Origin of the sequence: Halorubrum trapanicum (assembly GCF_017873555.1) — an archaeon.
In the GTDB taxonomy this organism is placed as follows: domain Archaea; phylum Halobacteriota; class Halobacteria; order Halobacteriales; family Haloferacaceae; genus Halorubrum; species Halorubrum trapanicum.
Window position 1 is genome coordinate 113,192 of sequence record NZ_JAGGKE010000001.1, and the last position, 25,743, is coordinate 138,934.

The window sequence follows — 25,743 nt, forward strand, 5'->3', positions numbered from 1 at the left end:
CCTCGAAGAGCGTAAATATTTTTCTGCGATCCGTTCGACGGAGCCGAAAACGGTTCGCCCTCAGTACGGCACCGCGTACAGCGAGACCGCGAGGAACGGGATCAACGCGATCAGCATCGCGATGGCGTAGCCGAACATCTCGCGCGCCTTGACGTTCGTGATCGCGAGCAGCGGTAGCGCCCAGAACGGGTTCAGCAGGTTCGTGTGCGCGTCGCCGACCGCGTACGCGATGGTGGCCTGCCCGTAGGGGACGCCGAGTCCCTCGGCGGCCTGAAGCACCGACGGGCCGACGACGAGCCACTCGCCGCCGCCCGAGGGGACGAACAGGTTCGCGACGGAGCCGACGATCCACGCCACCACGGGGTACGTCGCCGCCGTCGACACTTCGAGCAGCCCCTCGGCGAGCAGCAGCGCCAGTCCGGAGTCGGCCATGATCCCCTGAATCCCGGCGAAGAAGGGGAAAAGCAGGACGATTCCGGCCGCCGCGCCCGCGGCCTCGTTGAACCGGTCGCGGTAGTACGCCGGGCGCTGGTAGATTAGCAGACCGGCGAAGAGGAACCCGAAGTTGACGGCGTTCAGGGTGAACGCGCCCAGCCCCTGGCCGGCGAACTGGAGCGCGAGGATCGCGACGCCCGACAGCGCGACCAGCCCGCCGATGATCCGGCTGTTGTTCATCCGCTCCGCGGGAACGTCGTCGACCTCGGCCGGCGGCTCGTCGACCGGGTCAGCGGCGTCGGCGGCGTCGGTGCCCCCGTCGGTGACCGCGTCGTCAGCTGCGCGGCCCCCGTCCGCACTCGTGTCAAACAGTTCCGCCTCGTCGACGTACTCCGTGATCCCTTTCGCGCGGCTGCCCGAGGGCGCGAGGACGTACAGCACGGCGCTCGCGAAGACGATGGAGAGCGCGGTGAGCGTGAGCGCGTACGGGTGGAAGATGGTCTCGGCGGCCGGCACTGTCGACGTCAGGAACTCGAACCCGGTCCCCTCGCCGATGTTGTTCGCGTCGGTCAACTGGAGCGGCGCCGACCCGGAGATGCCCCAGTGCCACGTCAGGCCGAGTCCCATGTAGCCCGCGACCGCGAGCAGCGGGTAGTGAATATTGATGTCCTTCCGGTGGGCGACCTTCCCCATCTCGCGAGCGAAGATGGCGCCCATGATGAGGCTGAACCCCCAGTGGACCCACGCCAGCGACATCGAGATGAAGCCGACGAACGCGGCGGCCTGCGCGCCGGTGTTCGGTATCTCGGCGAGCCGCTGTAAGATCGCGTTGACCCGCGGGTGATACGCGATGACGAACCCCGTCATCAGGATGAGCACCATCTGCATCGAGAACCCGAGGAACGCCCAGAAGCCGCCGTACCAGAACTCCAACAGTTCTACCGGGCCGGAATCGGTGGCTACCAGCCCGGCCACGTAGACGATATACGTCAACAGGATAGCGAAGACGAACGGACTGGGCATCCACCGTTCGACGACCTCCGACATTCGGAATCCGATGCGTTCGATGACTCCCGCCCCGTCGCTCGTTGTCATACTCGCCGTATCCAGTATCCCACACTATAAATAATGGGATACGAACGCGACGGGTGACACGTTCGTCGTCCGGGGGATCGAAGACCCCGACGGCTCTGATCCTACCCTACTCGACCCGCTCGAACCGGTGTCGCACCACGTCGGCGTCGTCGTCCCACTCGAAGTTCCCGCTGTGCGCGCGAACCATCCGTTCTTTGTACGCCGAAAGCGACGGCGACCCCTCGCGCTTCGCGTCCTCGTCGGTCATCTCTCCGAGTGTACGCTCCGTCACCTCGGTCAGCTCGAAGGCGACGCCGTCGACTTCGAACGTGTCGCCCTCGTCGCCGTATCGATTTCCGCGGTGGAGCTGGGTCACCTCGCCGTCGAGGGCCGCCTGCTTCACGCGGTCGTTCGGGAGCAGATCGCTCGGATCGGTGTCGGTCATGCGATCCCGTTCGGACCGCGACGGCTTATAGAGACTAGAAGGCGAATACACCTGCCTTCAGGCGGGTGATGAAGCCGACATGGTGGGAAGCAATCCACTAGTCGAGTGTCTCTACCGAGTTTCACAGACGGAGATTTAACCGACAGGCCGCTCTATACGGAGCTAGGAATCGGTCGGAACGGAGCGGATTCCGAACCGTCCTTCGGAGGTCGTTCGAGAGAGCAAAGCTCTCTCGTGATGACGAAAATCTTCGATTTTCGAACCACGGCCTGTCCGCCCGCGTAACGAGGCAGTATCTGAAAGGGCAGTTGGTGAACGCTACATCCTCGAAGGGTGTGTCTGTGCCGACTGCTCAAAGCAAACCAGACGATACCCCCAAGTTCGTTGATGCTTGCCGGCGTCCCCCTGGCAAAAACAACACTGGGACGCCGTACACGGTCGAGGATAGGGGTAACGGCCAGTTGGCATGGCCACCAGTCCACCAGTCCGACACTGTGGGACTACCCGTGCCCGAAAGGTCTGGTAGTCAACTGACTGGACTGTAAACCTGAAACTCCCACCGCTCGGGATTCCTCCGCGTTTACGTGGAGGAGGATGTCAAGCGCGGCGGGGAGAGGCGTCGGTCCCACCTCCCAGGATTCTCGACGAACCGCGCTGCGTTACGGATCTCGAAACCGCCGCATCGTCGGTGTTCACGTCCGTGAACATCGGTTTCGCGTTCCGAGCCGAGGGATTCAAGATACTGCCGACACCCTTCTCCGATGATGCGACAGGACCACCTCATCACCGCGACCCAGCTCTCGCGGGATGACATCGAGACCGTACTCGACCGGGCCCGAGCGGTCGCCGACGACCCCGCCGCCTACGCAGACCGGCACGCCGGCCGCGTGCTCGCGCTCTGCTTTTTCGAGCCGAGCACGCGCACCCGGATGAGCTTCGACAGCGCGGCCAAGCGCCTCGGGATGGACACGATCGACATGGGCGACGTCGACTCCTCGTCCGTCTCGAAGGGCGAGTCGCTGTCGGACACCGTCCGCGTCATCGAGGGGTACGCCGACGCGCTCGTCCTCCGCCACCCCAGCGAGGGGGCCGCGACGCTCGCGGGTGAGCGCGTCGACGTCCCGGTGGTCAACGCGGGCGACGGCGCGGGCCAACACCCCTCGCAGACCCTCCTCGACCTCCACACGATCCGCGAGGACCACGGCCTCGACGACCTCACGATCGGGATCATGGGCGACCTGAAGTACGGGCGGACGGTCCACTCGCTGGCGGCCGCGCTCACGGAGTTCGACGCCAACCAGCACTTCATCAGCCCCGAGTCGCTGCGGCTCCCCCGCTCGGTCCGGTTCGACCTCCACGAGACGGGCGCGCAGATCCGCGAACACGAGGAGTTGGAACCGGTCCTCGACGAGCTGGACGTGCTGTACGTCACCCGGATCCAGAAGGAGCGGTTCCCGGACGAGAACGAGTACCACCGCGTCGCGGGCGAGTACCGGATCGACGCCGACACGCTCGACGACGCTGCCGACGACCTCACTGTGATGCACCCGCTGCCGCGCGTCGACGAGATCGCGCCCGACGTCGACGAGACCGACCACGCGCGCTACTTCGAGCAGGCGCACAACGGAGTTCCGGTGCGGATGGCGCTGCTCGACACGCTCGTAGAGAACGCGAACCTCGACGGCGACGAGGGGACGGAGGTGGACCGATGAGCGAACACGAGCTCCGCGTCTCGAAGATCCGCGACGGCACCGTCATCGACCACGTCGAGGGTGGGCAGGCGCTGAACGTCCTCGCGATCCTCGGCATCGACGGCTCCGAGGGGTTCGGCGTCTCGGTCGGGATGAACGTCCCCTCCGACCGCCTCGGCCGCAAGGACATCGTGAAGGTCGAGGACCGGGAGCTGTCCCAGTCGGAGGTCGACGTGCTCTCCCTCATCGCGCCCGAGGCGACGATCAACATCGTCCGCGACTTCGAGGTCGTCGAGAAGAACCGCGTCACCCGCCCCGACAGCGTGACGGGCGTGCTCTCCTGTCCGAACCGCAACTGTATCACGAACGCCGACGAGCCGATCGAGACGCGGTTCGACGTCGTCGCCGACGGCGTCCGCTGCGACTACTGCGCGACGATCCTGCGGTCCGACATCGCCGAACACATCGACGTGTGAGGTGGCGGCCGGCGTGAGCCGTCGGCCCGTGACCTGTCTCGGTCCGGTAAGTTTTAGCGCCCGCCGCACGAAACGGCGGGTATGAGCAAGAAAGCCAAGCTCGTCCTCGTGCTGTCGCTCGTCGCGCTCGCGTACTTCCTGTTCGCCGGCGACAAGGAGCCGGTCGAAGTCCAGTAACCGCGCAACGCCGCGCTCGCGACCCCTCCGAGCCGAATCGACCGCCGAACCGCACAGCTCTCCGACTCGCGTCGCGCGTCGGCTCGTTCCCCGCCCTGACCGCCGCGATACCGTCCGTTTTTACCGACCAGTCACGTAGCCGGCTCCATGTACGGGGTCGTCACGCGCAACGCCGACGAGGTCTCGATGGAGCCGTTCGACCTCGGCTTCTACGAGGTGAAAGACGTCACGGGGCGGGCGGCCGAGCCGCTGCCGAACGCCGTGAACATGGTGTCGTGTTTCGGCGACAACGCGGCCGCGAGCGAGAACGACGACCTCGTCCCGGTCGACGAGCGCGGCGAGCCGGCGACCCGCGACCGCGAGTACTTCGACTGGGCGTACATCTGCCCGACGCACCCGGAGTACCGCGAGGGGCTGCTGGAGATCATCGCGGACTGCGCGGCCGAAAACGAGGCCGTCCGCCTCGACGACGTCGGGTTCCCCCGAGAGGGGTTCTGTCACTGCGACCGCTGCGAGCGCCGCTTCGCCGAGAGCGACCGCGACGACTTCACGGACTGGCGCGCGGACGTGATCACCGAGTTCGTCGCCGAAGCCGCCGACCTGATTCCCGGCCGCCTGCTGCTCACGCTGTACCCCGACCCCTATCCCGACCACCTCCGGGCGCGCGCCGGTCTCGACCTCGACCGGCTGGCCGACCACGTCGACGAGTTCGTCGTTCCGCTGTACGACACGGAGTACGCGACGACCTACTGGCTGGAGACGATCGCCCGCGGGTTCCGCTCGCGGCTCGGCGGCGACTACGACCTCCACGGCGCGCCGCCGGAGACGCCGTTCTCGCTGGAGCTGTACGCGGTCGACGTCGACGTCGACGACCTGATCCACGCGACCGAGGTCGCGGAGACGTACGCGAAGGACGTGTTCTTCGGCTACGACGCGAACAACGCCGCCGCCGCGGTCCGCCGGAAGGACGCCGACTCGCGCGACGGCGAGGTCCACCGGCCGGAGTGAGTCGACCGCGCGGTGCTACCCCTCCGTTACGAGGGCCACTCCCTCCTGAACGTCGTCGTACTCGCCGACCAGCGTGAGACGGTCGCCCTCGCTGAGTTCGTACGTGGCCTCGGGGACGAACGTCTCCTCGCCGTGGGTGACGAGTACGACGAGGCAGCGCCCCGGGAGCTCCGGACCCACCTCGTTGAGCGGTCGGCCGACGAACGCCTCGTTCCGGAGCGTCACCTCTTGGACGTCACCCTCGTCGCCGAGCATGTTCACCCACTGCGCCATCGCCGGGCGCTCGATGACGTCGTCGATGGCCTGCGCCACGGTGAACGTCGAGGAGATGGTGTCCACGCCGAGGTCGTCGAACGCCTCGACATTGCTCGGGTCGTTGGCGCGACAGACCACGCGTTCGACGTCGAAGTTCGTGGTCGCCTGCTGGCCGACGAACAGGTTCACCTCGTCGCTGCCGGTCGCCGCGACGACGGTCTTGGCGCTCTCGATGCCGGCCGACCGGAGCGTCTCCACGTCGGTGCCGTCTCCCATGTGGACCGTCAGCCCCTCGCTCCGCGCTCGCTCAACGGCTGTCTCGTCGTTCTCGATGACGACGACGTTCTCTCCCCTGCTCTCGAGACGGGCGGCGACCTCGCGGCCGACCCGCCCGCTGCCGATGATGAGTACTCGCATTGGTATCACGTCGAGGTGTTCCGCGATCCGGCGGGCGAACCCGCCCTGTAGCGCGACGGTCGAGAAGATGACGAGGAAGACGGTCCCGACCAGCAGCGTCGCGGCCTCCGTCTCGCCGCTGTTCTGAAGCTCGACCGCGAACAGCGTCGCGACCGACGCCGGAATGATGCCGCGCGGCCCGACGAAGCTGACGAACAGCCGCTCGGAGCCGGTGAGGTTCGTCCCCTTGGTCGAGACGAGCACGTCCAGCGGCCGGATGACGAAGATGACGGCGGCGGCGACGACCGCGCCGCCGACCCCGAGGGCCATCAGGTCGCCGAACTCAAGTAACGCCGCCAGCGCGATGAACACGAACGAGAGCACGATGAGCGTCACGTCGCCCTTGAAGTCCGCGATCTGCTCTTCGTACGGGATGTCGGCGTTGCCGAGGATGATCCCCGCCGTCGCGGCGGCGGCCACGCCGGCCTCGCTGGCGACCGTGTCGGCGGCGCCGAACGCGACGAGCGCGCCGGCCAGAACGACGAGCCGGGCGTTCCGCGGCGCGTCGCCCGGCGAGAGGTCGATGTACCGGAGCACGACCCAGAGGGCCGCCGCGACGAGCACGCCGACGCCGACGCCGGTCCCGATCCGGCCGATGAACAGTTCGAGGAACGCCGCGACCGTCGGCTCCTCCAGCCGCATGATCTTGAAGACGACGACGGCGAGGATGGCCGCGGTCACGTCGTTGACGATCCCCTCGGTCTCCAGGGCGGTCCCGACGCGGTCGCGGACCGGGACGACGCGGAGGATCGGCGATATCACCGTCGGACCGGTCGCGACGAGCAGCGCCCCGATGAGGAACGCCACGTCCCAGTCGGCGCCGAGGGCGAACCGGACGACGACCGCCGTTCCGACGAGGGAGATGGCAGCGCCGACCGTGACGAGGCGGACGCTCACCTTCGTGGCCCGCCGGATGTCCTCCGTCCGGAGGTGGAAGGCGCCCTCAAAGACGATGATCGCGACCGAGAGACCGACGATTGCGGGGAGCGATGCGAACGTGTCCGGCGTGATGACGCCGAGTCCCTCGGGTCCGAGTCCCAGCCCCGCGATCAGCAGGAAGACGATACTCGGGACCGCGAGGCGGTCGGCGAGCAACTGTGCGAACACTCCAATGGCGATGATCGCCGCCACCAGCGGGATCAGCTGGGCCGACACAGTTGGACCTCTGAACCCGTTCGGCGAACGCACGAATAAACCTACTGAATATCCCGAGACGGCTCCCCGTCGGTCGGGCACCGCTGTCGGCGCCCGCCGTCCGGCCGGCGTCCGGACGCGCCCGCTTCCCCGCCTCCGTGAACGAGGGTTTATCAGTGGCCGCGGCCGAGACCCACGTGACCGGCCGCCGGCGTGCGACACATCCGGTCGTCTCGCGTTCGCGCGAGGCGGTCGCCTTTCAACGTCCGCGCCGTAGCGGCGGTCACTCTACAGCGTTGAGCCGCCGGCCCGTCGACTTCTTCTGCCTGTTGGAATCATCAAAGCGGCAGCCATACGCTATTTAAAACGAGCGAGCGACGGAGGCGATTGTTTATGAAGATAGGCGGTGGCGCGTGCCTGCGAGCGGCCGGTAGGCCGCGAGTCAGCACGCGCGAGGTCGCCGGCGCGTAGCGCCGGCTTCCAGAGGGACCTCCGGTCCCTCGCTGGAGTCAATCGCCGGAGCGAAGCGGCGGCGACCGACGAGGCTGGGGCTTTGGAGGTGCTCGCCGTCGTTCCGCAGTCGACTATTTATAAGCGAGCGCCTGGGGCTTTGGAGGCGTTCGTCGTCGATCACTTGTCAATTATCCCGTAAACCGCCGATCCCGATCAGTGAACCGTCCGGTCGTCGCTCGTGTCGATCTCCTCGATCGGGTCGGCGTTGCCGAACTCGGGCGTCGGCCCGTCGCCCGGTTCCGCCCAGTCGACCGCGTTCCGGAGGACCTGCCGAACGTCCTCGTCGTGGTAGATCGGGTACGTCTCGTGGCCCGGGCGGAAGTAGAACACCTTCCCGCTCCCGCGGCGGTAGCAGCAGCCGGAGCGGAACACCTCGCCGCCCTCGAACCAGGAGGTGAAGACGAGCGTGTCGGGTGCCGGCACGTCGAAGCGCTCGCCGTACATCTCCGCCTCGTCGAGTTCGATCCGCTCACCGATCCCGTCGGCGATCGGGTGACTCGGCTCGACCGTCCACAGCCGCTCGCGCTCGGCGGCCTCGCGCCACTTCAGCGAGCAGCTGGTGCCCATCAGCCGCTTGAAGATCTTCGAGTAGTGCGCGGAGTGGAGGACGATCAGGCCCGTCCCGTCGAGGACGCGCTCGTGGACGCGGTCGACGACCGCGTCGCGCACCTCGTCGTGGGCGGCGTGGCCCCACCAGACGAGCACGTCCGTGTCCGCTAAGACCGCCTCGGTGAGTCCGTGGTCCGGTCCCTCGTCGAGGGTCGCGGTGCGGACCTCGTGGCCGCCCTCGCGGAGGGCGTCCGCGACGACGGCGTGGATCCCGTCGGGGTACACCTCGGCGACGGCGTCGCTCTCGCGCTCGTGTCGGTGCTCGTTCCAGACCGTGACGCGTGCCATACGCCGGGTGGACGCCGGACCGACTTGAGCGCTCGCCCGCCGCGCGGCGCGGGGACCCGAAGGCACTTGACTCTCGTCCGACAGGATGACATATGGCCGGTCCCCGGCAGCTGTATCGACGCGCCGACGACTGGGCGCGCGGCCTCTCTCGGTTCCGGTACGCCGTCCTCGCCGGCGTGATCGTGACGACGACGCTCCTCTCGGTCGGGGTCCTCCTCGACATCACCACGACGGTCCAGGCGGTTACGATGGGCGTCACGATGGCCGTGCTCTACTACGCGTTCGACGTGAACGCGGAAGCTGACTGAGCGGCGGGTGTCGAGTCAGGCCGTCGCTTCGACGTCAGCGAGCCGCTCGGCGAGGTACTCCGCGATGGAGACGGCCTCTTCCTCGACGAACCGCGCGAGCTCCTCGCCCTCGGGCGACTCGACGACGACCGTCGGGATCAGTTCGACCCCGTACTCCTCGACCAGCTCGCCCTCCTTGCCGTCCGGCCCCTTCGTCACCGGGAACGCTTCGATCCGGTCGTCGGGGACGCCGGCGGCCGCGAGCGCGGCGCCGAACTCGGGGAGCTGTCGCTGGCAGTCGCCGCACCAGTCGCCGCCCCACACCTTGAAGACGTAGTCGTCGGCCGCGAGCGCTTCGAGAACGGCGTCGTCGAACGCGTCCGCGTCGAGGTCGGCGGCGGGCGCGAGCGTTTCGAGCGTCATACTCGTCTTTGGTCGCGGAGGCACGTAAACGGCGCGTCGGTGGCAAGACGAAGTTCGGGTCGTCTACGATGGAACTGTTCCCGTAGTCCGGAAGTACGTCGGTCCGATTGTTTTTAACTCATAACCTGTCACGAACACCGCCGAAGCCCCGGGCGCGAGGCGGGCGCACGCTCGGGGCGGTCCTCGCTCGTTCGCTCCGCTCACTCGCTGCGGTCCTGCCTTCGCCTGCGCCCGCCTCGCGCCCGCCCCTTCGAGTCCCGCCCCACACGGCACCTCGGCCTCCCCAACCTCGGCGGACGCCCCGGCGCGGGCGGGGCCGCGCCGGACCGCCGCCTCCCTCGCGCGTGCGGCTCACGCCCTTCGGGCGTTCGCCGGCACGCGCCACCGCGTCAGTCTCGGTTGCGATTTACAAATCGAACCGGTCGTTGCTCCGACATCGATTGCCGGAGTCCGCGGGGCCTTTGGGCCGCGACCGCCTCATGTCGGCTAATGGACGACGATATCCTGTCGACGCTCGGCTCGCCGCTGGTGCGAGTCGACGCGCCCGCGGGGACCACGGTGGCGGCGAAAGTCGAGTCCCGAAACCCGGGCGGCTCGGCCAAGGACCGCCCCGCGCTGTACATGGTCGAAGCGGCCGAGGAGGCAGGCGAGATAGAGCCGGGCGACCACATCGTCGAACCGACCTCGGGAAACACCGGCATCGGCCTCGCGATGGTCGGCGCGGCGCGCGACTACGACGTGACCCTCGTCATCCCGGAGGGGAAGTCGATCGAGCGCCGCCGACTCATGAAGGCGTACGGCGCAACCGTCGAGCTCGTCGACGGCGACATCTCGGACGCGAAGGAGCGCGCCGACGAACTCGAAGCAGACCCGGACACCGTCCAGCTCCGGCAGTTCGAGAACCCCGCCAACCCCCGCGCCCACTACGAGACGACCGGCCCGGAGATCCTCGATCAGGTGGGCGACCGGACCGTCGACGCGTTCGTCGCCGGCGTCGGGACGGGGGGAACGCTCTCCGGGATCGGCCGCCGACTGCGCGAGGCGTTCCCGGACGTCCGGATCGACGCGGTCGAGCCGGCGGACAACGCCGTCCTCTCCGGCGGTCCCGCGGGAAACGACGGCTTCCAGGGAATGGGACCGGGGTTCGTCGCGCCGAACCTCGACGTCGACCTGATCGACGAGGTCAACACCGTCGAACTCGCTGACGCCGAGACCGAGTGCCGCCGCCTCGCTCGCGAGGAGGGGATCCTGGTCGGGCAGTCGTCGGGCGCCTCGAACCTCGCCGCGAAGGACGTCGCGGCCGAGCTGCGCGAGCGCGGCGCGTTCGCGGGCGAGGAACCCCTCGTCGTCACCGTCTTCTGGGACAGCGGCGAGCGCTACCTGACGGCGGGGACCTTCGACGGATGACCGCGGCGTTGATTCGGACCGGCCCGCCCCTCGCGGAGCGGGAGTGCGCCGCGGACCGAGAGTGCGCCGCGGACCGAGAGTGCGCCGCGGACCGAGAGTGAACCCCCGACCGCTCTCCGGGAGACGACGGTTTATACGGGCCGCGCGCGACGGCGGAGACGAGACGTGAACCGCGCGCTCGACGCCACGGTGTCGCGAGCGTCCGCGACGACGACCCGGTCGATTCCGACGGCGCGGAGGGGGTGGTCGGCGTGAACTGGCGCTACCGCCACACGGTGTTGACGCTGTGTATGCTCGCCTTCTTCGTGACGTACTTCGCCCGGCTGGCGATCAGCCCGGTCGTTCCCCTCATCATCGACGACTTCGGGGTCTCGAACACGGCGGTCGGGGTCGCTCTCTCCGGCATGTGGTTCGCCTACGGGCTCTCGCAGTTCCCGAGCGGAATCTTAGCGGACCGGTACGGCGAGCGCCGGGTCATCCTCGTCGCGGTCGGCGGGACGACGGCGATGAGCCTCCTCTTGGCCCTCGTCCCCGTCTTCCCGGCGTTCGTGCTGGCGGCGGTCCTCCTCGGACTCGCGGCGGGGCTTCACTACGCCGTGGCGACCACGCTGCTCTCGCGGACGTTCGACGACCTCGGCACCGCGGTCGGGCTACACTCGCTCGGCGGGCCGCTGGCGGGGCTGGTCGCGCCGGTCGCCGCGACGTGGGTCGGATTCCGCTACGGGTGGCGCCCCGGCGTCGCGCTGGCCGCGGTCGTCGGCGTTCCGATCTTTGTTCTGTTCGCGCGGCGCGTCCGCCCCACCGAGCCGCGGCGCCCGGACCAGCCGATGTCGGAGCGGCTCCGGATCGGGCCGCTGCTCGAACTGGTCGGCCGCCGCGAGATCCTCGTCCCGCTGGCGGTCGCGACGCTCGGCACGTACGTCGCGCAGGGCGTCATCTCCTTTCTCCCGACGTTCCTCGTGGAGTTGCGGGAGTACACGCCCGCGTTCGCCGGCGGCGTCTTCTCCGCGTTCTTCGTCGTTCGCGCCGGGGCGCAGGTCGGACTCGGTCGGCTCTCCGACCGCGTCGGTCGCGACGCGAGCATCGCCGCGTCCCTCCTCGGCGGGGCGCTCGGTCTCGCCGGGCTGGTCGCGCTCCCCGACCTCGCCCGGCTTCCGGTCGCGGTCGGGCTGCCGGCGCTTCCCGAGGTCGTCGCGCTCGGGGTCGTCGTGTTCCTCGCCGGACTCGGGTCGAGCTTCTTCTCGGCGATCGACCCGCGGTTCATGGACGCCCTCGGCGACGCGGAGCGGGGGGCCGGCTTCGGCCTGATCCGGACCGTTTACACCGTGATCGGCTCGGCCGGGTCCGTCGGCGTCGGTCTCGTCGCGGACCTGTTCGGCTGGGGCGCGTCGTTCCTCGTCATCGCCGGGATGGCCGGGGTCGCGTTCCTCGTCATCTCGGTGAACGCGCTCGTCGGCGAGGGGCGGTGAGGCGACCGACTCCGCTGCCGACGGGAGTGGGACGCGGCGTGTCAACCCCTCCCGCCCGACCCGAACCTTCGAGTCGACCCGGGCCGAAGTCGGACTGTGTACGACTATCACGCCCACACGAACTACTCGGACGGGGCGTTCCTGCGCTGGATGGTCGACGCCGCGGCCGAGGCGGGCCTCGACGGGATCGGGTTCGCCGACCACTGTAACGTCTCGCCGGCGCCGACCGCGCGGCGTCACAAGCGCGCGTTCGGGTTCAACCTGGACCTGACCTACGAGCGGCGCCGCGAGGCGATCGAGGCGGTCCGCGAGGACGCCGACGTCGACGTGTTCGACGCCGTCGAGATGGACTACGACCCCGCTCACGAGGACGCGATCGCGGCGTTCCTCGACGACGCGGGCTTCGACTACGCGGTCGGCAGCGTCCACGAACTCGACGGGGCGAACGTCCACACGCGCTCGCACTTCGTCGACAAGCCTGAGTCCGAGCGGCGGGCCCTGGTCGACCGCTACTTCGAGACGCTGGTCGCCTTGGTCGAGTCGGAGCTGTTCGCGATCGCCGCGCATCCCGACCTGATCGAGCGGAACCCGCACCTCCGCGGCTTCGCCACCGAGGACCACTACGCCGCGGTCGCCGACGCGTTCCGCGACTCGCGGACCGTCCCGGAGATCAACGCCGGACGACTGCTCGGCGACTACGGGGAGTTCCACCCGGCGCCCGCGTTCCTCGACCGCCTCGTCGACGTCGGTGTCGAGGTGACCGTCGGGACCGACAGCCACGAGCCGAGCGAGATCTCGCCTCGGGTTCGGGAAGTTGAGGCCGAACTCGATCGGCGCGGGCTGGAGCCGCTCCGACTCGACCGAGTGGCGAAGAACGCCTGACCCGACCGTCTATCGAGCTGGGCGAAGTTTCGCCTCATCAGACGACTCGGCTCTGTTGAATTCCTCAGGAACTGACGGATACCGGCTGCCGAACACGGAGCGAGGACCCGGAACGAGGCCGCGCTATTCGCTTTGCGTTTCTTCGGCTTTCAGCGGATTGAAACTGCCCAGTATGATCCATACGAAACCGACGACGAGCAGGCAAATTGTTACTGCTATCGCGAAGACGGAGTTCACGGCTACCCATAGCACGGCGCCGACGCTGACCGCAGGAGCGACCGTCGCCGGGACCCGGAAGCTATCGGCCCGGTAACTGTAGGCTGCGAGGGCCGCGAGCACGAGACTGAACAGGCCACCGAAGGGAAGCAAGAGGTAGAGATACATTCCTGCCCCGAGCCCCGCTCCGTACCCGAGTGAACTACCCTACCCTACTCGCTCACGGCTGACGCCGTTCGCTCCTTGAGGGTAGGGCTTCCTGTTTCCACGACGCGCTTTGCAGGAACAACCTCAGTTCCCGTAGGGAGCGCAGTCTTCACAGGCGTTGATTCGGAGTCTCCCACTCCTACATCTTGTAGACCGCGAGAAAGGATGTTCCACGCCGCGTTCGCGTCCCTGTCCGCCTCGAACCCGCAGGCGGGACAGGAATGTTCACGGACCCACAGCGGCTTCTCTGTCGAGACGCCGCACGCCGCACACTCTTTCGTCGTCCCTCTCGGGTTGACCGCCACGAAGTGCGTTCCTTCACGGTCGCACTTGTATTCGAGCAACGAGAGAAACGTTCGCCAGGCGGCAGACGCCGTGTTTCGGCTGTTCGACGGACTTTCCATCATCCCCTTCACGTTCAGGTCTTCGACCGCCACGAGGTCGTACTCCCGAGCGTAGTACGCCGAGAGCTTGTGGAGAAAGTCGCGGCGTTTCCGTCGGAGGTCGGCGTGACACTCCGCGACCCGCCGCCGTTGCTTCTCCCAATTGTTCGACCCGTGTTCCTTCCGTGAGAGGGACCCCTGTTCGCGTTCCAGACGGTCCCGTTCGTCCGAGAGGTCGAGCGACCCGACGGCGGTCCCGTCGGTGTCGTGGGCGTACTTGAGAATTCCCACGTCAATGCCGACGCACCGCTCGGGATTCTCAGGCGGTTCGGGCGGTTCACGGTCTATTTCGACTCCGAACGTGGCGAACCACTCGCCCGTCGGTTCCTTCTTGATCGTGACCTGTTTGAGCGTCGCGTCGTCAGGGATGGCGCGGTGGAGCCGAATCGGGATGTCCGCGAGTTTCGAGAGGGACAGCACAGCCTGACCGCCCTTCTTGTCGAGCTTGAAGCCAGACTGGCTGTACGTGAAACTGCGGAACTCCCGTGGCGGCTTCCACTTGAGTTGACCGACGCCGTAGCCGTTCTCCTTGAGCGCGGAGAGTCCTTTGAGGTTGTCAAACAGGCGTTCCACGACGGTTTGGAGCACCTTCGAGTACACGTCGGAGAGGCCATCCCACCACTGCTTGAGGTCGGGGAGTTCCGACCGAAGCGTGGTCATGGACGGCAGTTCGCCGTGTTCGTCTTGGTACTCGTTGAGGCGGTAGAGCGTGTGGTTGTAGAGTTGCCGACAAATATCGCGGTGGCGGTCCAACTCCTTGCGGTGGGCGTCGGACGGCTTGAGGCGGTACTTGTAGGCGTAGTACATCAGCTCTCCCGCTGGTCTTCGACATACTGTTTCAACACATCCAGCGACACCTGCCCCGTCGAGATAAGACAGTACGAGTCGTTCCAGAACGAGTCGCCCCACAGTTCGGTCTTCAGTTCATCCTCGTACTCGTTTCGGATACGGCGAGCAGTCGCCCCCTTTACCGTGTTGATGAACTTCACGAGGTCCGTGGTTGGTTTCGCTCGGAACAGGATGTGAACGTGGTCGTCCTCTCCGTCGAGGTTCGTCAGTTCGACGCCGTAGTTGTCCGTGAACCCGCTGATGACCCCGCGAATGAATTGGGTTCGCTCCTCGGTTAGCACCCCACGACGATACTTCGTGGTGAGTATCAGGTGGTAGTGTAGGGAGTACGTTGAATGCGCTCCCGAATCGAGGTCGTATTTCATTGGGTTCGTACTATTATACGTTACCCCAATAAAAAATGTTGCGACTACGTGGCCTGTGGGCCTGTAACCGTATTGCTGTATGAATAGGTGATGACGGCGCTGTATCCCCACCCTACTCCGCTCCCTTCGGTCGCTCCGTTGAGGGTGGGGGCTTAGCGCCTATATCCAGCTAATCCCTTGCGTGATGCGGCATATGCTTTGTGTGGGCCTCCTAACGACGTATTTTAGTGGATCAAGGGTGGATTCTCAGGCGTGTCGCGTAATGTCAGCCAAGTCAAACAGTCGTACGTCATCGCGCTCGGACACAGCTTCCTGAACGGACTGTGTCGAACCCTTCCGGGTGAATAAGGCGTACTTGGTGGTTCTCTCATCGCCGTCCGGCGTCCAGCGTATCTCGGCGGCATGGTCTTCAAGCGAGGCGAGAGCTCCGTAGTCAAGCGGTGCGTTCGTGAACTTACATTCCCCCACGACCATCGTCCCGTCCGTGGTGAATCCGACGACATCTACCTCGTGTTCCTTGTACCACCATCGTCCGAGATCCAGGAACGTTTCGTCGGGGTAGAGGCCAGGGAGTGCGTCTTGACAAAGCCGCTCGAATTCGCGACTCACGAAATCCGGAAGTTCCGGCTCAATGACCGCGTCGTAGGCATTCTCTCCGAGCCGTTCGTATCGATCTTCCTTGCCGTAGACGAAACGGAACCAGAACCGGAACAGGGGATCGAGGATTCGATAGCGCCCCCGGCGTGATTTTGCCTTCTCTTCAGTGATCGGGACCTCCCGCTCGATGAGCCGCAGACGCTCCAACTTCTGTGTGTACGTCGAGATCTGCTTCCCATCGATTCCTATCGCCTGAGCGATCTCGTTCGACGTCGTCTTTCCAGCAGCGATGGCGGTGAGGATCGCAAAGTATCGGTTCGGGTCCGTGAGTTCGGTACGGAGCACGTACTCCGGTTCGTTATGGAGGTATCCCTTCTGGGAGAGGAGTTCCTCGGTGAGGACTGTTCCGAGGCTCTGTCCGCGACCGACGTCATCGAGATAGTACGGAACGCCACCGAAGATTCCCCACGTGAAAATCCGTTCTTCGGGCGAACACTCGTCCGGAACGAACTCCTGTGCGGCAGCGAAATCGAGGGGCCGAAGGTCGAGTCGTTCCGTGAATCGTCCGTACAGTGGACTGTTTCCGAGAAGCGTCGCTTCCTCCATCATGCTGATCGATGACCCGACTAACACGAGCGTCCCCGAAGTGTTTTGGAGCCGCTGGTCCCACAGTCGCTGAATGACCGAGGGGAGACTCTCGTCGGCGTCGATGAGATAGGGGAACTCGTCGAGAACCACGATTGCGTCCTGATCCCCCAGATATCCGAGCAGCGCTTCCCAGTTCTGTTTGATTTGTGTGATCCCCGGGAACGATTCGGAGGCGACATCGACGAACTCGTCAAGCTGTATCTGCGAGGTGGTCTCCGTGGCCTGATAGACGACTGCGTTGTCACGGTCGGAGAGCGAGTGCTGGACGAGTTGCGTCTTCCCGAGACGTCGCCGACCGAAAATCACGACCATCTCGGCGTCGTCGGATTCGTAGCATCCGCGTAGCCGAGAGAGTTCATCCTCCCGATCCACGAAGTGGTCCATACACCCTCTCCGTCTGGACGGAGAATAATACTTCCGAATAGCCTATCTCAAAATAGGCTAATATTAGATTGTCTATTACTCACGTCTACAGCCCCCCTCGATCTAGAAAGAACGTTCTGATCAGTCGATGTATCCTCTGTACTGACCAGTTCGGGCTACCGCTTCCCGGCAGCGGTTCGGTGCGAGATACGCGCGCTGCTGGCTCGACGAAGCTACGCTTCGTCGAACACGGTGAGACGATCGCTCACTCCGTTCGCGCTGCGACCCACCTGCTCGATCCGGCTTACGCCGGATCGAACTGCGAAAATCGGAGATTTTCGCGCTTGACTTCGGCTTACGCCTCGTCAAACAACGTCTCGCCCTCGACCATGTGCTCCTCGACGGTGTCCATGTCGAGCGTGACGCCGAGACCGGGCTCCTCCGGCACCTCGATGTAACCGTCCTCGATGACGTCCTCCTCGACGAGGTCCTCCCACCAGCCCAGCTCGTAGGAGTGGTATTCGATCGCGAGCGAGTTCGGGATGGAGGTGCCGACGTGGGCCGCCGCCATCGTCGCGACCGGCGAGGCGACGTTGTGCATCGCGACGGGGACGTAGTACTGGTTCGCCACGTCCGCGATCTTGCGGGTCTCGCGCATGCCGCCGACCTTCGGCAGGTCGGGCGCGACGATGTCGACCGCCTGGTTCTCGATGAGGCGGCGCAGTTCGGTGACGCGGTAGCGGTTCTCGCCGACCGTGATCGGCGTGGTCGTGTTCTTCGTGACCTCCTCCTGAACTTCGAGGTTCTCCGGCGGCACGGGGTCTTCGAGCCACCACACGTCGTACTCCTCGATGGCGTCCGCGAGGCGCTTCGCGGAGCCGCCCGAGAACGTCCAGTGGCAGTCGAAGGAGACGTCGGCCTTGTCCTTCACGCGCTCGGTGACCTTCTCGACGATCTCCGCCTTGTGACGGATCTCGCCGGGGCGGAGGTGGCGGTTCGCGCGGTCCTTCTCGAAGCCCGAGGGGACGTCGAGGTCGAACTTCAGGGCGTCGTAGCCCAGCTCGTCGACGACGCGCTCGGCCTCGTCCGCGCACGCCTCGGGGTCCGCCTCCTCCTCGGTGTGGCAGTCGCAGTAGACGCGCATCTTGTCGCGGTACTTGCCGCCGAGCAGCTGGTAGGCGGGCACGTCGAGGATCTTGCCGGCGAGGTCGTGGAGCGCGACCTCGATGCCGGAGATGGCCGTGACGGTGACGCCCTCGACGGAGCCTTCGCCGGACATCTTCTGGATCAGGTGCTCGTAGAGGCGGTCGATGTCGAGCGGGTTCTCGCCGACGACGAACGGCTTCATGCGCTCGACGAGTTCTGGGACGCCGGCTCCCCAGTACGCCTCGCCGGTGCCGACGACGCCGGCGTCGGTGTAGACGCGGACGAGCGTCCACGGGAAGTTCCCGTCGACCATCGTCGTCTGAACGTCCGTGATCTCGACGTCGCGGCCGCCGCCGCGCGTCCCGGTAGTCCCCATCGTTTCGGCGGAGAGCTCCCGCATCGTGTACTCCGCGTTCGGGTCGTGGAGCGACTCGTAGTTTCGGCTCATACGACCCCGATTCATTCGGGACAGGGTAAACGTTTACCCTCGTACGCGGCACGCTCCGAACAGATGGCTTTTCATCCCCGTACGCGCAATGGGCGGCCATGGTCGAAATCACTGATTCTCTCGCGTGTCTGTACACGGGCCGAGTGGAGTCTCGGGGCGACGAGTACGTCGTCACCGTTCCCGCCTCTGAGATCGAACACGGTAGCGTCAGCGTCGGCGAGACGTACCGGATCGCCGTCCTGGACCGCGCCGGACCCGAGGAGGGGGAGTCGGCGTCTAACGCAGACGGCGGCGCGTCCGTTCCCGACGGCGACGGTGCCTCGACCGGAACCCCGTCCGAGGACGGGAAACGCCCCACCTCTCGCGGTGCCGCCGGCGCCGTCCAGCCCGATCCGCCCGTCTCGGAGGGCGAGGTCCGCGACGTGACGATCGAGACGCTCGGCGACAAAGGCGACGGGATCGCGAAGATCGAACGCGGCTACGTCGTCATCGTCCCCGACGCCGAACCCGGCGAGGAGCCGACCGTCGAGATCACGAGCGTCCGCGAGAACGTCTCGTTCGCGAACGTCGTCGAAGAGTAGCGGCGCGTTTCTCCTCACTCGGGCGGGTCGCCCCGCGAGAACAGCGACCGGAGGTTCGACGCCGAGAAGAACGAGGACGGCTCGTCCATGTGGACGCCGATCTCGCCCGACAGCGCCCGCAGGCCGACTCGCTGGACGGGTTCCGGCAGCGAGTAACACCGTCGAATCGCCTTTCCGAGACGGATCTCCGTGGCCAGCTCCTCGCGCCATCCGGACTCGTAGTCGGCGAGCGTCGCCGGGTCGCGCGGGTCGATGGCGGCCGCGGCGATGTCCGCGGCGCGCATCCCGTAGAGGATGCCGCCGCCGGTGAACGGCTTCGTCTGCGCGGCGGCGTCGCCGATCAGGAAGCCGCGGTCGCTCGTCGTCGACGCCGGCGGTCCCACCGGGATCGCGCCCGAGCAGCGGTGGTCCGTGGTCGCGCCGTACGCGTCGGTGAGCCGGTCGAACCCGGCGGAGACGTCCTCGCTCGGCGGAGCCGCCAGCCCGTACTCGACGCCCGCGTCGCCGCGCGGGATCCGCCACGCGAAGAACGTCGGCGCGGTGAGGTGGACGTCGACGTAGTCGCCCGCGTCCGACTCCTCGTCGAACGCGAGGACGCCGTGGAGCAGTTCGCCCGGCTCGGGAAGATCGAGCGACCGCCGGACGCGCGACGTGGGACCGTCGCAGCCGGCGACCATTCGGGTCTCGAACCGCTCTGTGTCGCCGTCCGCGAGGCTGGCCTCGACCGCGACCCGGTCGTCGCGCTCGTCGACCGAGACGACGGTGTGGCCCTCGCGGAGGTCCGCGCCCGCCGCCTCGGCGAGGTCCGCCAGCGTCCGGTCGAGTCCGACGCGGTCGATCACGTTCGACACCGGCTCCCGCTTGTAGAACGGGTAGGCGGCGGAGTCCGGCCCGCCGACGTGGAACCGCGCGCCGAAGACCCGGTTCTGTCGGAGCCGGTCCGGCGCGTCGCCGTCGACGTACTCCCAGATGTCCGTCGAGACGTGCCCGGAGCAGGCCAGCGGCTTCCCGACGGTCCCCGACTCCAAGAGGAGGACCTCGCGGCCCGCCTCGGCAGCCCGGCGCGCGAACCGCGACCCGGCCGGCCCGGCTCCGACGACGACGAAGTCGTACACGCCCGGAATCACCGCCCCGAGGCGGCTAAACGGTTCCGGCTCTCGGTCGGCGCCGCGGTCACTCGTCGCCGCCGAGCCAGCCGAGCGCGGCGTCGAGGTCGGTCCGCGGCGGCGAGCAGGTGAACCCCTGACAGACGTAGGCGGTCGGTTCGCCGTCGGTCGCGTCCCGGTCCGCCCAGATCGGCGGGGCCTCTGCCATCCCGAGTCGGTCGAGCCACTCGTCGAGTCCCGCCGCCGTGGCCGGGCGCGGCGCGACGAGGGCGCCCGGGAGGTACCGTCCGCCGAGCGTCTCGCGCCACTCGCCGGGCACCTCGTCGGCGGCGATCGTCACCTCGACACCGCCGGTCTCGACCAGGTCGGCCGCCCGGACGAGCGAGGCGTGTTCCAGCGGTCCCCCGCGGATCCGGTCGGCGTGGGTCGTCACGACGCGCTCCGCGATCTCCCGGAACTCCCCGTCGGTTCGGAACCCGTCGAGGAGCGCGAGCGTCTCGGCCGCGACGCCGAGGCTCGACGGCGTCGACCGGTCGGTGAACTCCTGCGGGCGCGCGATGAGGGGGCCGGCGTCCGCGGTCTCGGCGCCCTCGCCGCCATCCGCGCCCCCCTCGTCGTCCAGATCTCGCGTGAAGTAGATCGTCCCGTCGTCGGCGTCGTAGAACTCGTCGACGAGGTCGTCGGCCAACTCCAGCGCAAACCCGAGCGGCTCCGGGTCGCCGGTCGCGGCGTAGACGTCGAGCGCGCCGCGCGCAAGGAACGCGTAGTCGTCGAGGTAGCCCGGTCCCCGCACGTCGCCGCCGAGCCAGCGACGCGCGAGCGCGCCGGTCTCCGCGTCGGCGTCGTAGAGGCGGTCGCGACAGAAGTCGAGCGCCTCCCGCGCGATTTCGGCGTACGGCTCGCCGAGGGTCCCCCCGGCCCTCGCGAACGCGGAGACGGCCCGCCCGTTCCACGAGGCCAGCACCTTCTCGTCGCGGGCGGGTCGCGGCCGCGACTCCCGGGCGTCGAACAGCGCCGCATGCGCCTCGGTCAGCGTCTCCCGAACTTCCTCGGGCGACAGGTCGCGGTCCGCGGCCAGCTCCTCGACCGACGCGGCTATCGTCGGAACGGTCGTGCCGCGCTCGAAGTTGCCCCCGGGCCGGATCCCGTACCGCTCTTTCGCCAGCGACGCCGCCGGCTCGTCGAGGACGGCGTCGACCTCCTCGGGGGTCCAGACGTAGAAGGCGCCCTCGACGTCCTCGTCCTCGGCGGATTCACTCTCGTCTTCGCCCCGGCGGCTCGCGGGCCGCCGGCTCCGCGCGTCGAGGGTGCTGAAGAAGCCGCCGTCGTCGTGGCGCAGTTCGCGGTCGAGGAACGCGAGCGACTCGCTCGCGACGCGGGCGTACGCGGGGTCGCCCGAGAGCCGGTAGCCGTCGAGGTAGGCCATCGGCAGTTCGGCGTTGTCGTACAGCATCTTCTCGAAGTGGGGCACCGTCCACTCGCGGTCGACCGCGTAGCGGTGGAACCCCCCGCCGACTTGGTCGTACATCCCGCCGCGGGCCATCCCGTCGAGGGTCCCCGTCGCGGCCGACAGGAGCGCGTCGCGCCCGCGACCGGCGTACGCTCGCATGAGGAGGTCGATCCGACCGGGCATCGGGAACTTCGCGCCGCCGCTCCCGAAGCCGCCGTACTCCTCGTCGTAGCCGCGCAGCGCGGCCGCGGCGGCCGTGTCCAGCAGGTCGTCGCCGGGCGGGGAGGGGGCGCCCTCACCGTCCGGACCCGCCGCGTCCGGCGTCGGCACCGACTCCAGTTCGTCGCGCGCGCTCTCGGTCCACTGGTCGGCCCGCCGCTTCATCTCCTCGCGCTGCTCGGGGTCGCTCCAGGAGTCGGCGATTCGCTCACAGAGGTCGCGGAAGCCGGGCTGGTTCCGCCGCGGCTCGGGCGGGAAGTAGGTCCCGACGTAGAACGGCTTCCCCTCGGGCGTACACCACGCCGAGAGCGGCCACCCGCCGCCGCCGGTGACGAGCTGGCAGACGGTCATGAACGTGCTGTCGACGTCGGGGCGCTCCTCGCGGTCGACCTTGACCGGGACGAACGACTCGTTCACCACCTCCGCGACCGACTCGTCCTCGAAGCTCTCCTCGGCCATGACGTGACACCAGTGACACGAGGAGTAGCCGATGGAGACGAACACGGGCACGTCGTGTTCGCGGGCGCGCTCGAACGCCTCCTCGCCCCACGGCTGCCAGTTGACGGGGTTGTCGGCGTGCTGCTGGAGATAGGGACTCGCCTCCCCGTCGAGGCGGTTCCGCTCGGTCGGCTGTGACATACGCCCGGTTCGGCCCGGCGGGGCAAAAGGCGTCCGCACCGGGACGGACGCCGCCGGTCCCGCCGCCGCCGGTCCCGCCGCCGCGACCGCGATGGGTATCCACGAATAAGCATACATCTGTCTGAACAGAGAGTAAGGTTTACACTACCGTGCGGACACCCGTCGGGCATGACGGAGACCGTACTCCTGGTGGGGGGCGGCGGCCGCGAACACGCGATCGCCCGCGCGGTGGCGGACGACTGCGCGCTGTACGCCTGTGCGAGCGTCCGGAACCCGGGGATCCGACGACTCGCTGACGGCTTCGAGGCGATAGACGAGACCGACGCCGCCGCGGTCGCCGACTACGCGCTCGACGCGGGCGCGGACCTGGCGGTCATCGGGCCGGAGTCGGCGCTGGAGGCCGGGGTCGCGGACGCGCTCGACGACGCCGGCGTCTACGCGTTCGGCCCGCGGGCCGAGGAGGCCCGGCTGGAGACGGACAAGGCGTACCAGCGCCGGTTCATGGAGGAGAACGCGATCCCCGGCTGCCCCGACTACGCGGTGTTCGACGACACGGAGGCCGCCTGCGAGCACATCGACGAGTACGACGGGGACCTCGCGGTCAAGCCCGCCGGACTCACCGGCGGCAAGGGCGTGAAGGTGATCGGCGATCAGGTGACCGCCGAGGAGGCGAAGGCGTACCTCCGCGACTCCGACTACGACCGCGTCGTCCTCGAAGAGCGGCTCGTCGGCGAGGAGTTCACGATTCAGGCGTTCGTCGCGAACGGCGACGCCCGGACGACGCCCGCGGTCCAGGACCACAAGCGCGCCTACGAGGGCGACGAGGGACCGAACACCGGCGGGATGGGGTCGTACACGGACACCGGCTTCTCGCTGCCGTTCATGACCGAGGGCGACTACGACGCCGCCGTCGACGTGCTGGACGCCGTCGTCGACGCGCTCCCCGACTACAAGGGCGTCCTCTACGGGCAGTTCATGCTCACCGACGAGGGACCGAAGGTGGTCGAGTTCAACGCGCGCTTCGGCGACCCGGAGGCGATGAACACGCTGCCCGTCCTCGACACGCCGTTCGTCGACGTGCTCGCCGCCGCGCGCGACGGCGAGTCGCTTCCCGAACTCTCCTTCTCGGGCGAGGCGACCGTCTGTAAATACGCGGTGCCCGACGGCTACCCGACCGACCCCGACGCGGGCGCCGAGATCGCGGTCGACGAGGAGAGCGCGGGCGACGCGCTCCTCTACTACGCGAGCGTCGACGAGCGCGACGGCCGACTGTACACCACCACCTCGCGGGCGTTCGCGGTCGTCGGCCGCGGCGACTCCATCGCGGCCGCCGAAACGCAGGCGGAAGACGCGCTGGCGGCCGCGGGCGACCGCGTCCGGATCCGCCACGACATCGGCACGGCGGCCCTCGTGGAGCGCCGGATCGAGCACATGGACGAGCTGCGGAGCTGAGGCCGCGGGTCCGCCGGGCCGCGGTCGTCCTCCGAACCGTCGAGACCGGAGACCGGGAGCGACCCTTTTATTCTCGCCGTCCGAACGGCGTGACGTGACAGACGACGACGCGGCCGCGACGCGCGACGATTCGGACGCGACGCGCGACGGCGCCGACCCGGCCCGGAGCGACCGCCTCGACCGGTTCCCGACGCCGGGAGCGCGCAACTCCCTGTGGTCGTGGCCGGACGCGAAGTCGCCGCTCGCGGTCGTCCGCAACTACGTGGTGATCGTCCTCGCGCGGATCTGTCCGAGCCTCCGGCTGAAGAACTGGCTGCTGCGGCGGATCGGCGTCACGGTCGGGACGGGCGTCGCGTGGGGGTTGGAGTCGACGCCGGACGTGTTCTGGCCCGAGCGGATCCGCGTCGGCGACGACGCGATAATCGGGTACGACGCCACGCTGCTGTGCCACGAGTTTCTCCACGAGGAGTACCGGCTCGGCGACGTGGTCGTCGAGGACGAGGCGATGATCGGCGCTGGCGCGGTCGTGCTCCCCGGCGTCACGGTCGGCGAGGGGGCGCGCGTCGCCGCGAACTCGCTCGTCGCGGAGGACGTGCCCCCGGGCGCGACCGTCGCCGGCGTTCCCGCGGACGTGGTCTCGCGGACGGACGCGGCTGCCAGCGACGATTAAGCGGCGTCTTCGTCGCCGCTCACTTCGTCGTTGCTCTCGTCGTCAGCGTCGGCGTCACCGTTTTCCTCGTCCCTCGCGGCGGCGGCCGTCGCTTCCGCGTCCGTGATGTGCGCCTCGGTGCTCACGCGCTCCAAGTCGACGCCGACCTCCTCGGCGACGGCGTCGAGGACGGCCCGCTGTTCGGCCATCTCGTTTTCGAGCCCCTTGACGCGCTCCGAGGTGTCGATCACGGTCGTCTGCGTCTCCTCGACCTCCTCGCGGAGCTCGTTGATCTTCTTGTAGGTTCGCTCCGCGCGGTCGGCGAGCGTCTGGATCTTCTTGGCGGTGTCCCCGAATCCCATACCGGACGGTCGCCCCGGCGATACGTGTGCTTTTCCGTTCGGCTCGGAGTCTCCGGCTGCTCCGGTCGCGTCGCGCTCCCCCTCCACCGACGGTGGACTTTTGCCCGACTCGCCCGTGTTACGGGTATGAGCGTCGACCGGATCCTGTTGACCAACGACGACGGCGTCGACGCCGCGGGGCTGCGCGCCCTCTACGACGCCCTCGCGGCCGAGTACGCGGTGACGGTCGTCGCGCCGGCCGACGACCAGTCCTCGGTCGGTCGCCGCCTCTCCGCCGACGTCGCCGTCGACGACCACGAGTTGGGGTACGTCGTCGACGGCACCCCGGTGGACTGCGTCGTCGCGGGACTCGACGAGCTCGTCCCCGACGTGGACCTGGTCGTCGCCGGCTGTAACGAGGGCGCGAACCTCGGGGCGTACACGCTCGGCCGGTCGGGGACGGTCTCGGCGGCGGTCGAGGCGGCGTTCTTCGGGGTTCCCGGGGTCGCGACCTCGATGTACGTGCCCGGCGGCGACGACTGGTGGAAACGCGAGTTCGAGACCGACGACTTCGCGCACGCGGTCCGCACGACGCGGTTCCTCGTCGACGAGGCGGTCGGCGCCGGGGTGTTCAACCGCGCGGACTACCTCAACGTCAACGCCCCCATCGCGGACGCGGACCGCGCGCCGCTCCGCGTCACGACGCCCTCGACGTGGTACGGGATGCGCGCGGAGCGGAACGGCGACGGCCGCGTCGGCTTCTCCGACCCGATCTGGGACCGGATGAACGACGGCGACGTGCCGGACCCCGTCGGGACCGACCGCCGGGCCGTCGTCGACGGCGAGGTCTCGGTGTCGCCGCTGTCGGTCCCGCACGCGGCCGAACCGAACGCGGGACTCGACGAACTTGTCGACGCCTACGAGACGACGGTTCGGTCCTGACCCGGACCGGCGGATCGGCCGTGAAAAACGATTCGCGCTGCTCGCCGTCGCTC

The 25,743-nt window shown here is 68.0% G+C and carries 24 protein-coding genes; 11 read left to right on the forward strand and 13 right to left on the reverse strand.

Annotated features, from left to right (window positions below; all coding sequences use genetic code 11):
- Positions 1–60 precede the first annotated feature (60 nt).
- Positions 61–1,530 (reverse strand): short-chain fatty acid transporter, encoded by a 1,470-nt coding sequence (locus J2744_RS00575; RefSeq protein ID WP_209543119.1) that lies wholly within the window; start codon positions 1,528–1,530, stop codon positions 61–63.
- Positions 1,531–1,636: 106 nt separating this feature from the next.
- Entirely contained in the window at positions 1,637–1,954 is a 318-nt protein-coding gene (locus J2744_RS00580) for an ASCH domain-containing protein (RefSeq protein ID WP_209543120.1), read from the reverse strand.
- Between the two features lie 764 nt (positions 1,955–2,718).
- On the opposite strand from J2744_RS00580, the gene pyrB reads away from it, so the two are divergent.
- The 3 genes from pyrB (at position 2,719) to J2744_RS00595 (ending at position 5,306) form a co-directional block, all read left to right on the forward strand.
- On the forward strand, positions 2,719–3,666 hold the full coding sequence (gene pyrB / locus J2744_RS00585; protein WP_209543121.1) for an aspartate carbamoyltransferase: 948 nt from the start codon (positions 2,719–2,721) through the stop codon (positions 3,664–3,666).
- A complete protein-coding gene (pyrI, locus tag J2744_RS00590; protein ID WP_209543123.1) occupies positions 3,663–4,121 on the forward strand; it encodes an aspartate carbamoyltransferase regulatory subunit in 459 nt (152 codons plus the stop codon). Before pyrB ends, pyrI begins: the two co-directional genes overlap by 4 nt.
- A 324-nt stretch (positions 4,122–4,445) precedes the next feature.
- Positions 4,446–5,306 (forward strand): glycoside hydrolase family 10 protein, encoded by an 861-nt coding sequence (locus J2744_RS00595; RefSeq protein ID WP_209543125.1) that lies wholly within the window; start codon positions 4,446–4,448, stop codon positions 5,304–5,306.
- Positions 5,307–5,321: 15 nt separating this feature from the next.
- On the opposite strand, the gene J2744_RS00600 is transcribed toward J2744_RS00595, so the two are convergent.
- Together J2744_RS00600 and J2744_RS00605 are read right to left on the reverse strand one after the other, a co-directional pair.
- Entirely contained in the window at positions 5,322–7,148 is a 1,827-nt protein-coding gene (locus J2744_RS00600; RefSeq protein ID WP_209543974.1) for a cation:proton antiporter domain-containing protein, read from the reverse strand.
- A 669-nt stretch (positions 7,149–7,817) separates the two neighbouring features.
- On the reverse strand, positions 7,818–8,561 hold the full coding sequence (locus J2744_RS00605) for a ThuA domain-containing protein (protein ID WP_209543127.1): 744 nt from the start codon (positions 8,559–8,561) through the stop codon (positions 7,818–7,820).
- Positions 8,562–8,653: 92 nt separating this feature from the next.
- Here J2744_RS00605 and J2744_RS00610 point away from each other — a divergent pair, with 92 nt between their 5' ends.
- Positions 8,654–8,869, forward strand: a complete 216-nt coding sequence (locus J2744_RS00610) for a hypothetical protein (protein WP_209543128.1) — start codon at positions 8,654–8,656, stop codon at positions 8,867–8,869.
- Between the two features lie 15 nt (positions 8,870–8,884).
- Here the strand turns inward: J2744_RS00610 and J2744_RS00615 are convergent, their stop codons facing one another.
- Positions 8,885–9,271 carry a TlpA family protein disulfide reductase gene (locus J2744_RS00615; RefSeq protein ID WP_209543130.1) on the reverse strand — a complete coding sequence of 129 codons (387 nt, stop codon included), beginning with the start codon at positions 9,269–9,271 and terminating at the stop codon, positions 8,885–8,887.
- A gap of 489 nt (positions 9,272–9,760) precedes the next feature.
- Here J2744_RS00615 and J2744_RS00620 point away from each other — a divergent pair, with 489 nt between their 5' ends.
- From J2744_RS00620 to J2744_RS00630, 3 genes are all read left to right on the forward strand, one after another.
- A complete protein-coding gene (locus J2744_RS00620; protein ID WP_209543133.1) occupies positions 9,761–10,678 on the forward strand; it encodes a PLP-dependent cysteine synthase family protein in 918 nt (305 codons plus the stop codon).
- Between the two features lie 251 nt (positions 10,679–10,929).
- Entirely contained in the window at positions 10,930–12,147 is a 1,218-nt protein-coding gene (locus J2744_RS00625) for an MFS transporter (RefSeq protein WP_209543135.1), read from the forward strand.
- Positions 12,148–12,243: 96 nt separating this feature from the next.
- Positions 12,244–13,029: a PHP domain-containing protein gene (locus J2744_RS00630; RefSeq protein ID WP_209543138.1), complete on the forward strand. Its 786-nt coding sequence runs from the start codon at positions 12,244–12,246 to the stop codon at positions 13,027–13,029.
- Between the two features lie 123 nt (positions 13,030–13,152).
- Here the strand turns inward: J2744_RS00630 and J2744_RS00635 are convergent, their stop codons facing one another.
- The 5 genes from J2744_RS00635 to J2744_RS00655 form a co-directional block, all read right to left on the reverse strand.
- Positions 13,153–13,413, reverse strand: coding sequence for a hypothetical protein (locus J2744_RS00635; protein WP_209543140.1), 261 nt, complete (start codon positions 13,411–13,413; stop codon positions 13,153–13,155).
- A 44-nt stretch (positions 13,414–13,457) separates the two neighbouring features.
- Positions 13,458–14,702 (reverse strand): RNA-guided endonuclease InsQ/TnpB family protein, encoded by a 1,245-nt coding sequence (locus J2744_RS00640; protein ID WP_209543142.1) that lies wholly within the window; start codon positions 14,700–14,702, stop codon positions 13,458–13,460.
- A complete protein-coding gene (tnpA, locus tag J2744_RS00645; protein WP_209543143.1) occupies positions 14,702–15,109 on the reverse strand; it encodes an IS200/IS605-like element ISHko3 family transposase in 408 nt (135 codons plus the stop codon). Before tnpA ends, J2744_RS00640 begins: the two co-directional genes overlap by 1 nt.
- Positions 15,110–15,355: 246 nt before the next feature.
- The gene (locus J2744_RS00650) at positions 15,356–16,738 is read right to left on the reverse strand and encodes an ATP-binding protein (RefSeq protein WP_209543144.1); all 1,383 of its coding nucleotides are present in this window, start codon (positions 16,736–16,738) and stop codon (positions 15,356–15,358) included.
- Positions 16,739–17,072: 334 nt separating this feature from the next.
- Positions 17,073–18,311: a mandelate racemase/muconate lactonizing enzyme family protein gene (locus tag J2744_RS00655; protein ID WP_209543145.1), complete on the reverse strand. Its 1,239-nt coding sequence runs from the start codon at positions 18,309–18,311 to the stop codon at positions 17,073–17,075.
- A 98-nt stretch (positions 18,312–18,409) separates the two neighbouring features.
- Here J2744_RS00655 and J2744_RS00660 point away from each other — a divergent pair, with 98 nt between their 5' ends.
- Complete coding sequence (locus J2744_RS00660) at positions 18,410–18,892, forward strand: TRAM domain-containing protein (protein WP_209543146.1); 483 nt, start codon at positions 18,410–18,412, stop codon at positions 18,890–18,892.
- A 14-nt stretch (positions 18,893–18,906) separates the two neighbouring features.
- Here the strand turns inward: J2744_RS00660 and J2744_RS00665 are convergent, their stop codons facing one another.
- The gene (locus J2744_RS00665) at positions 18,907–20,007 is read right to left on the reverse strand and encodes a geranylgeranyl reductase family protein (RefSeq protein WP_209543147.1); all 1,101 of its coding nucleotides are present in this window, start codon (positions 20,005–20,007) and stop codon (positions 18,907–18,909) included.
- Between the two features lie 58 nt (positions 20,008–20,065).
- The gene (locus tag J2744_RS00670; protein WP_209543148.1) at positions 20,066–22,306 is read right to left on the reverse strand and encodes a thioredoxin domain-containing protein; all 2,241 of its coding nucleotides are present in this window, start codon (positions 22,304–22,306) and stop codon (positions 20,066–20,068) included.
- A 168-nt stretch (positions 22,307–22,474) separates the two neighbouring features.
- Here J2744_RS00670 and purD point away from each other — a divergent pair, with 168 nt between their 5' ends.
- Together purD and J2744_RS15385 are read left to right on the forward strand one after the other, a co-directional pair.
- A complete protein-coding gene (purD, locus tag J2744_RS00675; protein WP_209543149.1) occupies positions 22,475–23,758 on the forward strand; it encodes a phosphoribosylamine--glycine ligase in 1,284 nt (427 codons plus the stop codon).
- Between the two features lie 94 nt (positions 23,759–23,852).
- Positions 23,853–24,428, forward strand: a complete 576-nt coding sequence (locus J2744_RS15385) for an acyltransferase (RefSeq protein ID WP_209543150.1) — start codon at positions 23,853–23,855, stop codon at positions 24,426–24,428.
- On the opposite strand, the gene J2744_RS00685 is transcribed toward J2744_RS15385, so the two are convergent.
- Entirely contained in the window at positions 24,425–24,769 is a 345-nt protein-coding gene (locus tag J2744_RS00685; protein WP_209543151.1) for a DUF5798 family protein, read from the reverse strand. The genes J2744_RS15385 and J2744_RS00685 overlap by 4 nt on opposite strands.
- A 126-nt stretch (positions 24,770–24,895) precedes the next feature.
- On the opposite strand from J2744_RS00685, the gene surE reads away from it, so the two are divergent.
- Positions 24,896–25,690 carry a 5'/3'-nucleotidase SurE gene (gene surE, locus J2744_RS00690; protein WP_209543156.1) on the forward strand — a complete coding sequence of 265 codons (795 nt, stop codon included), beginning with the start codon at positions 24,896–24,898 and terminating at the stop codon, positions 25,688–25,690.
- The last annotated feature ends 53 nt before the right edge of the window (positions 25,691–25,743 follow it).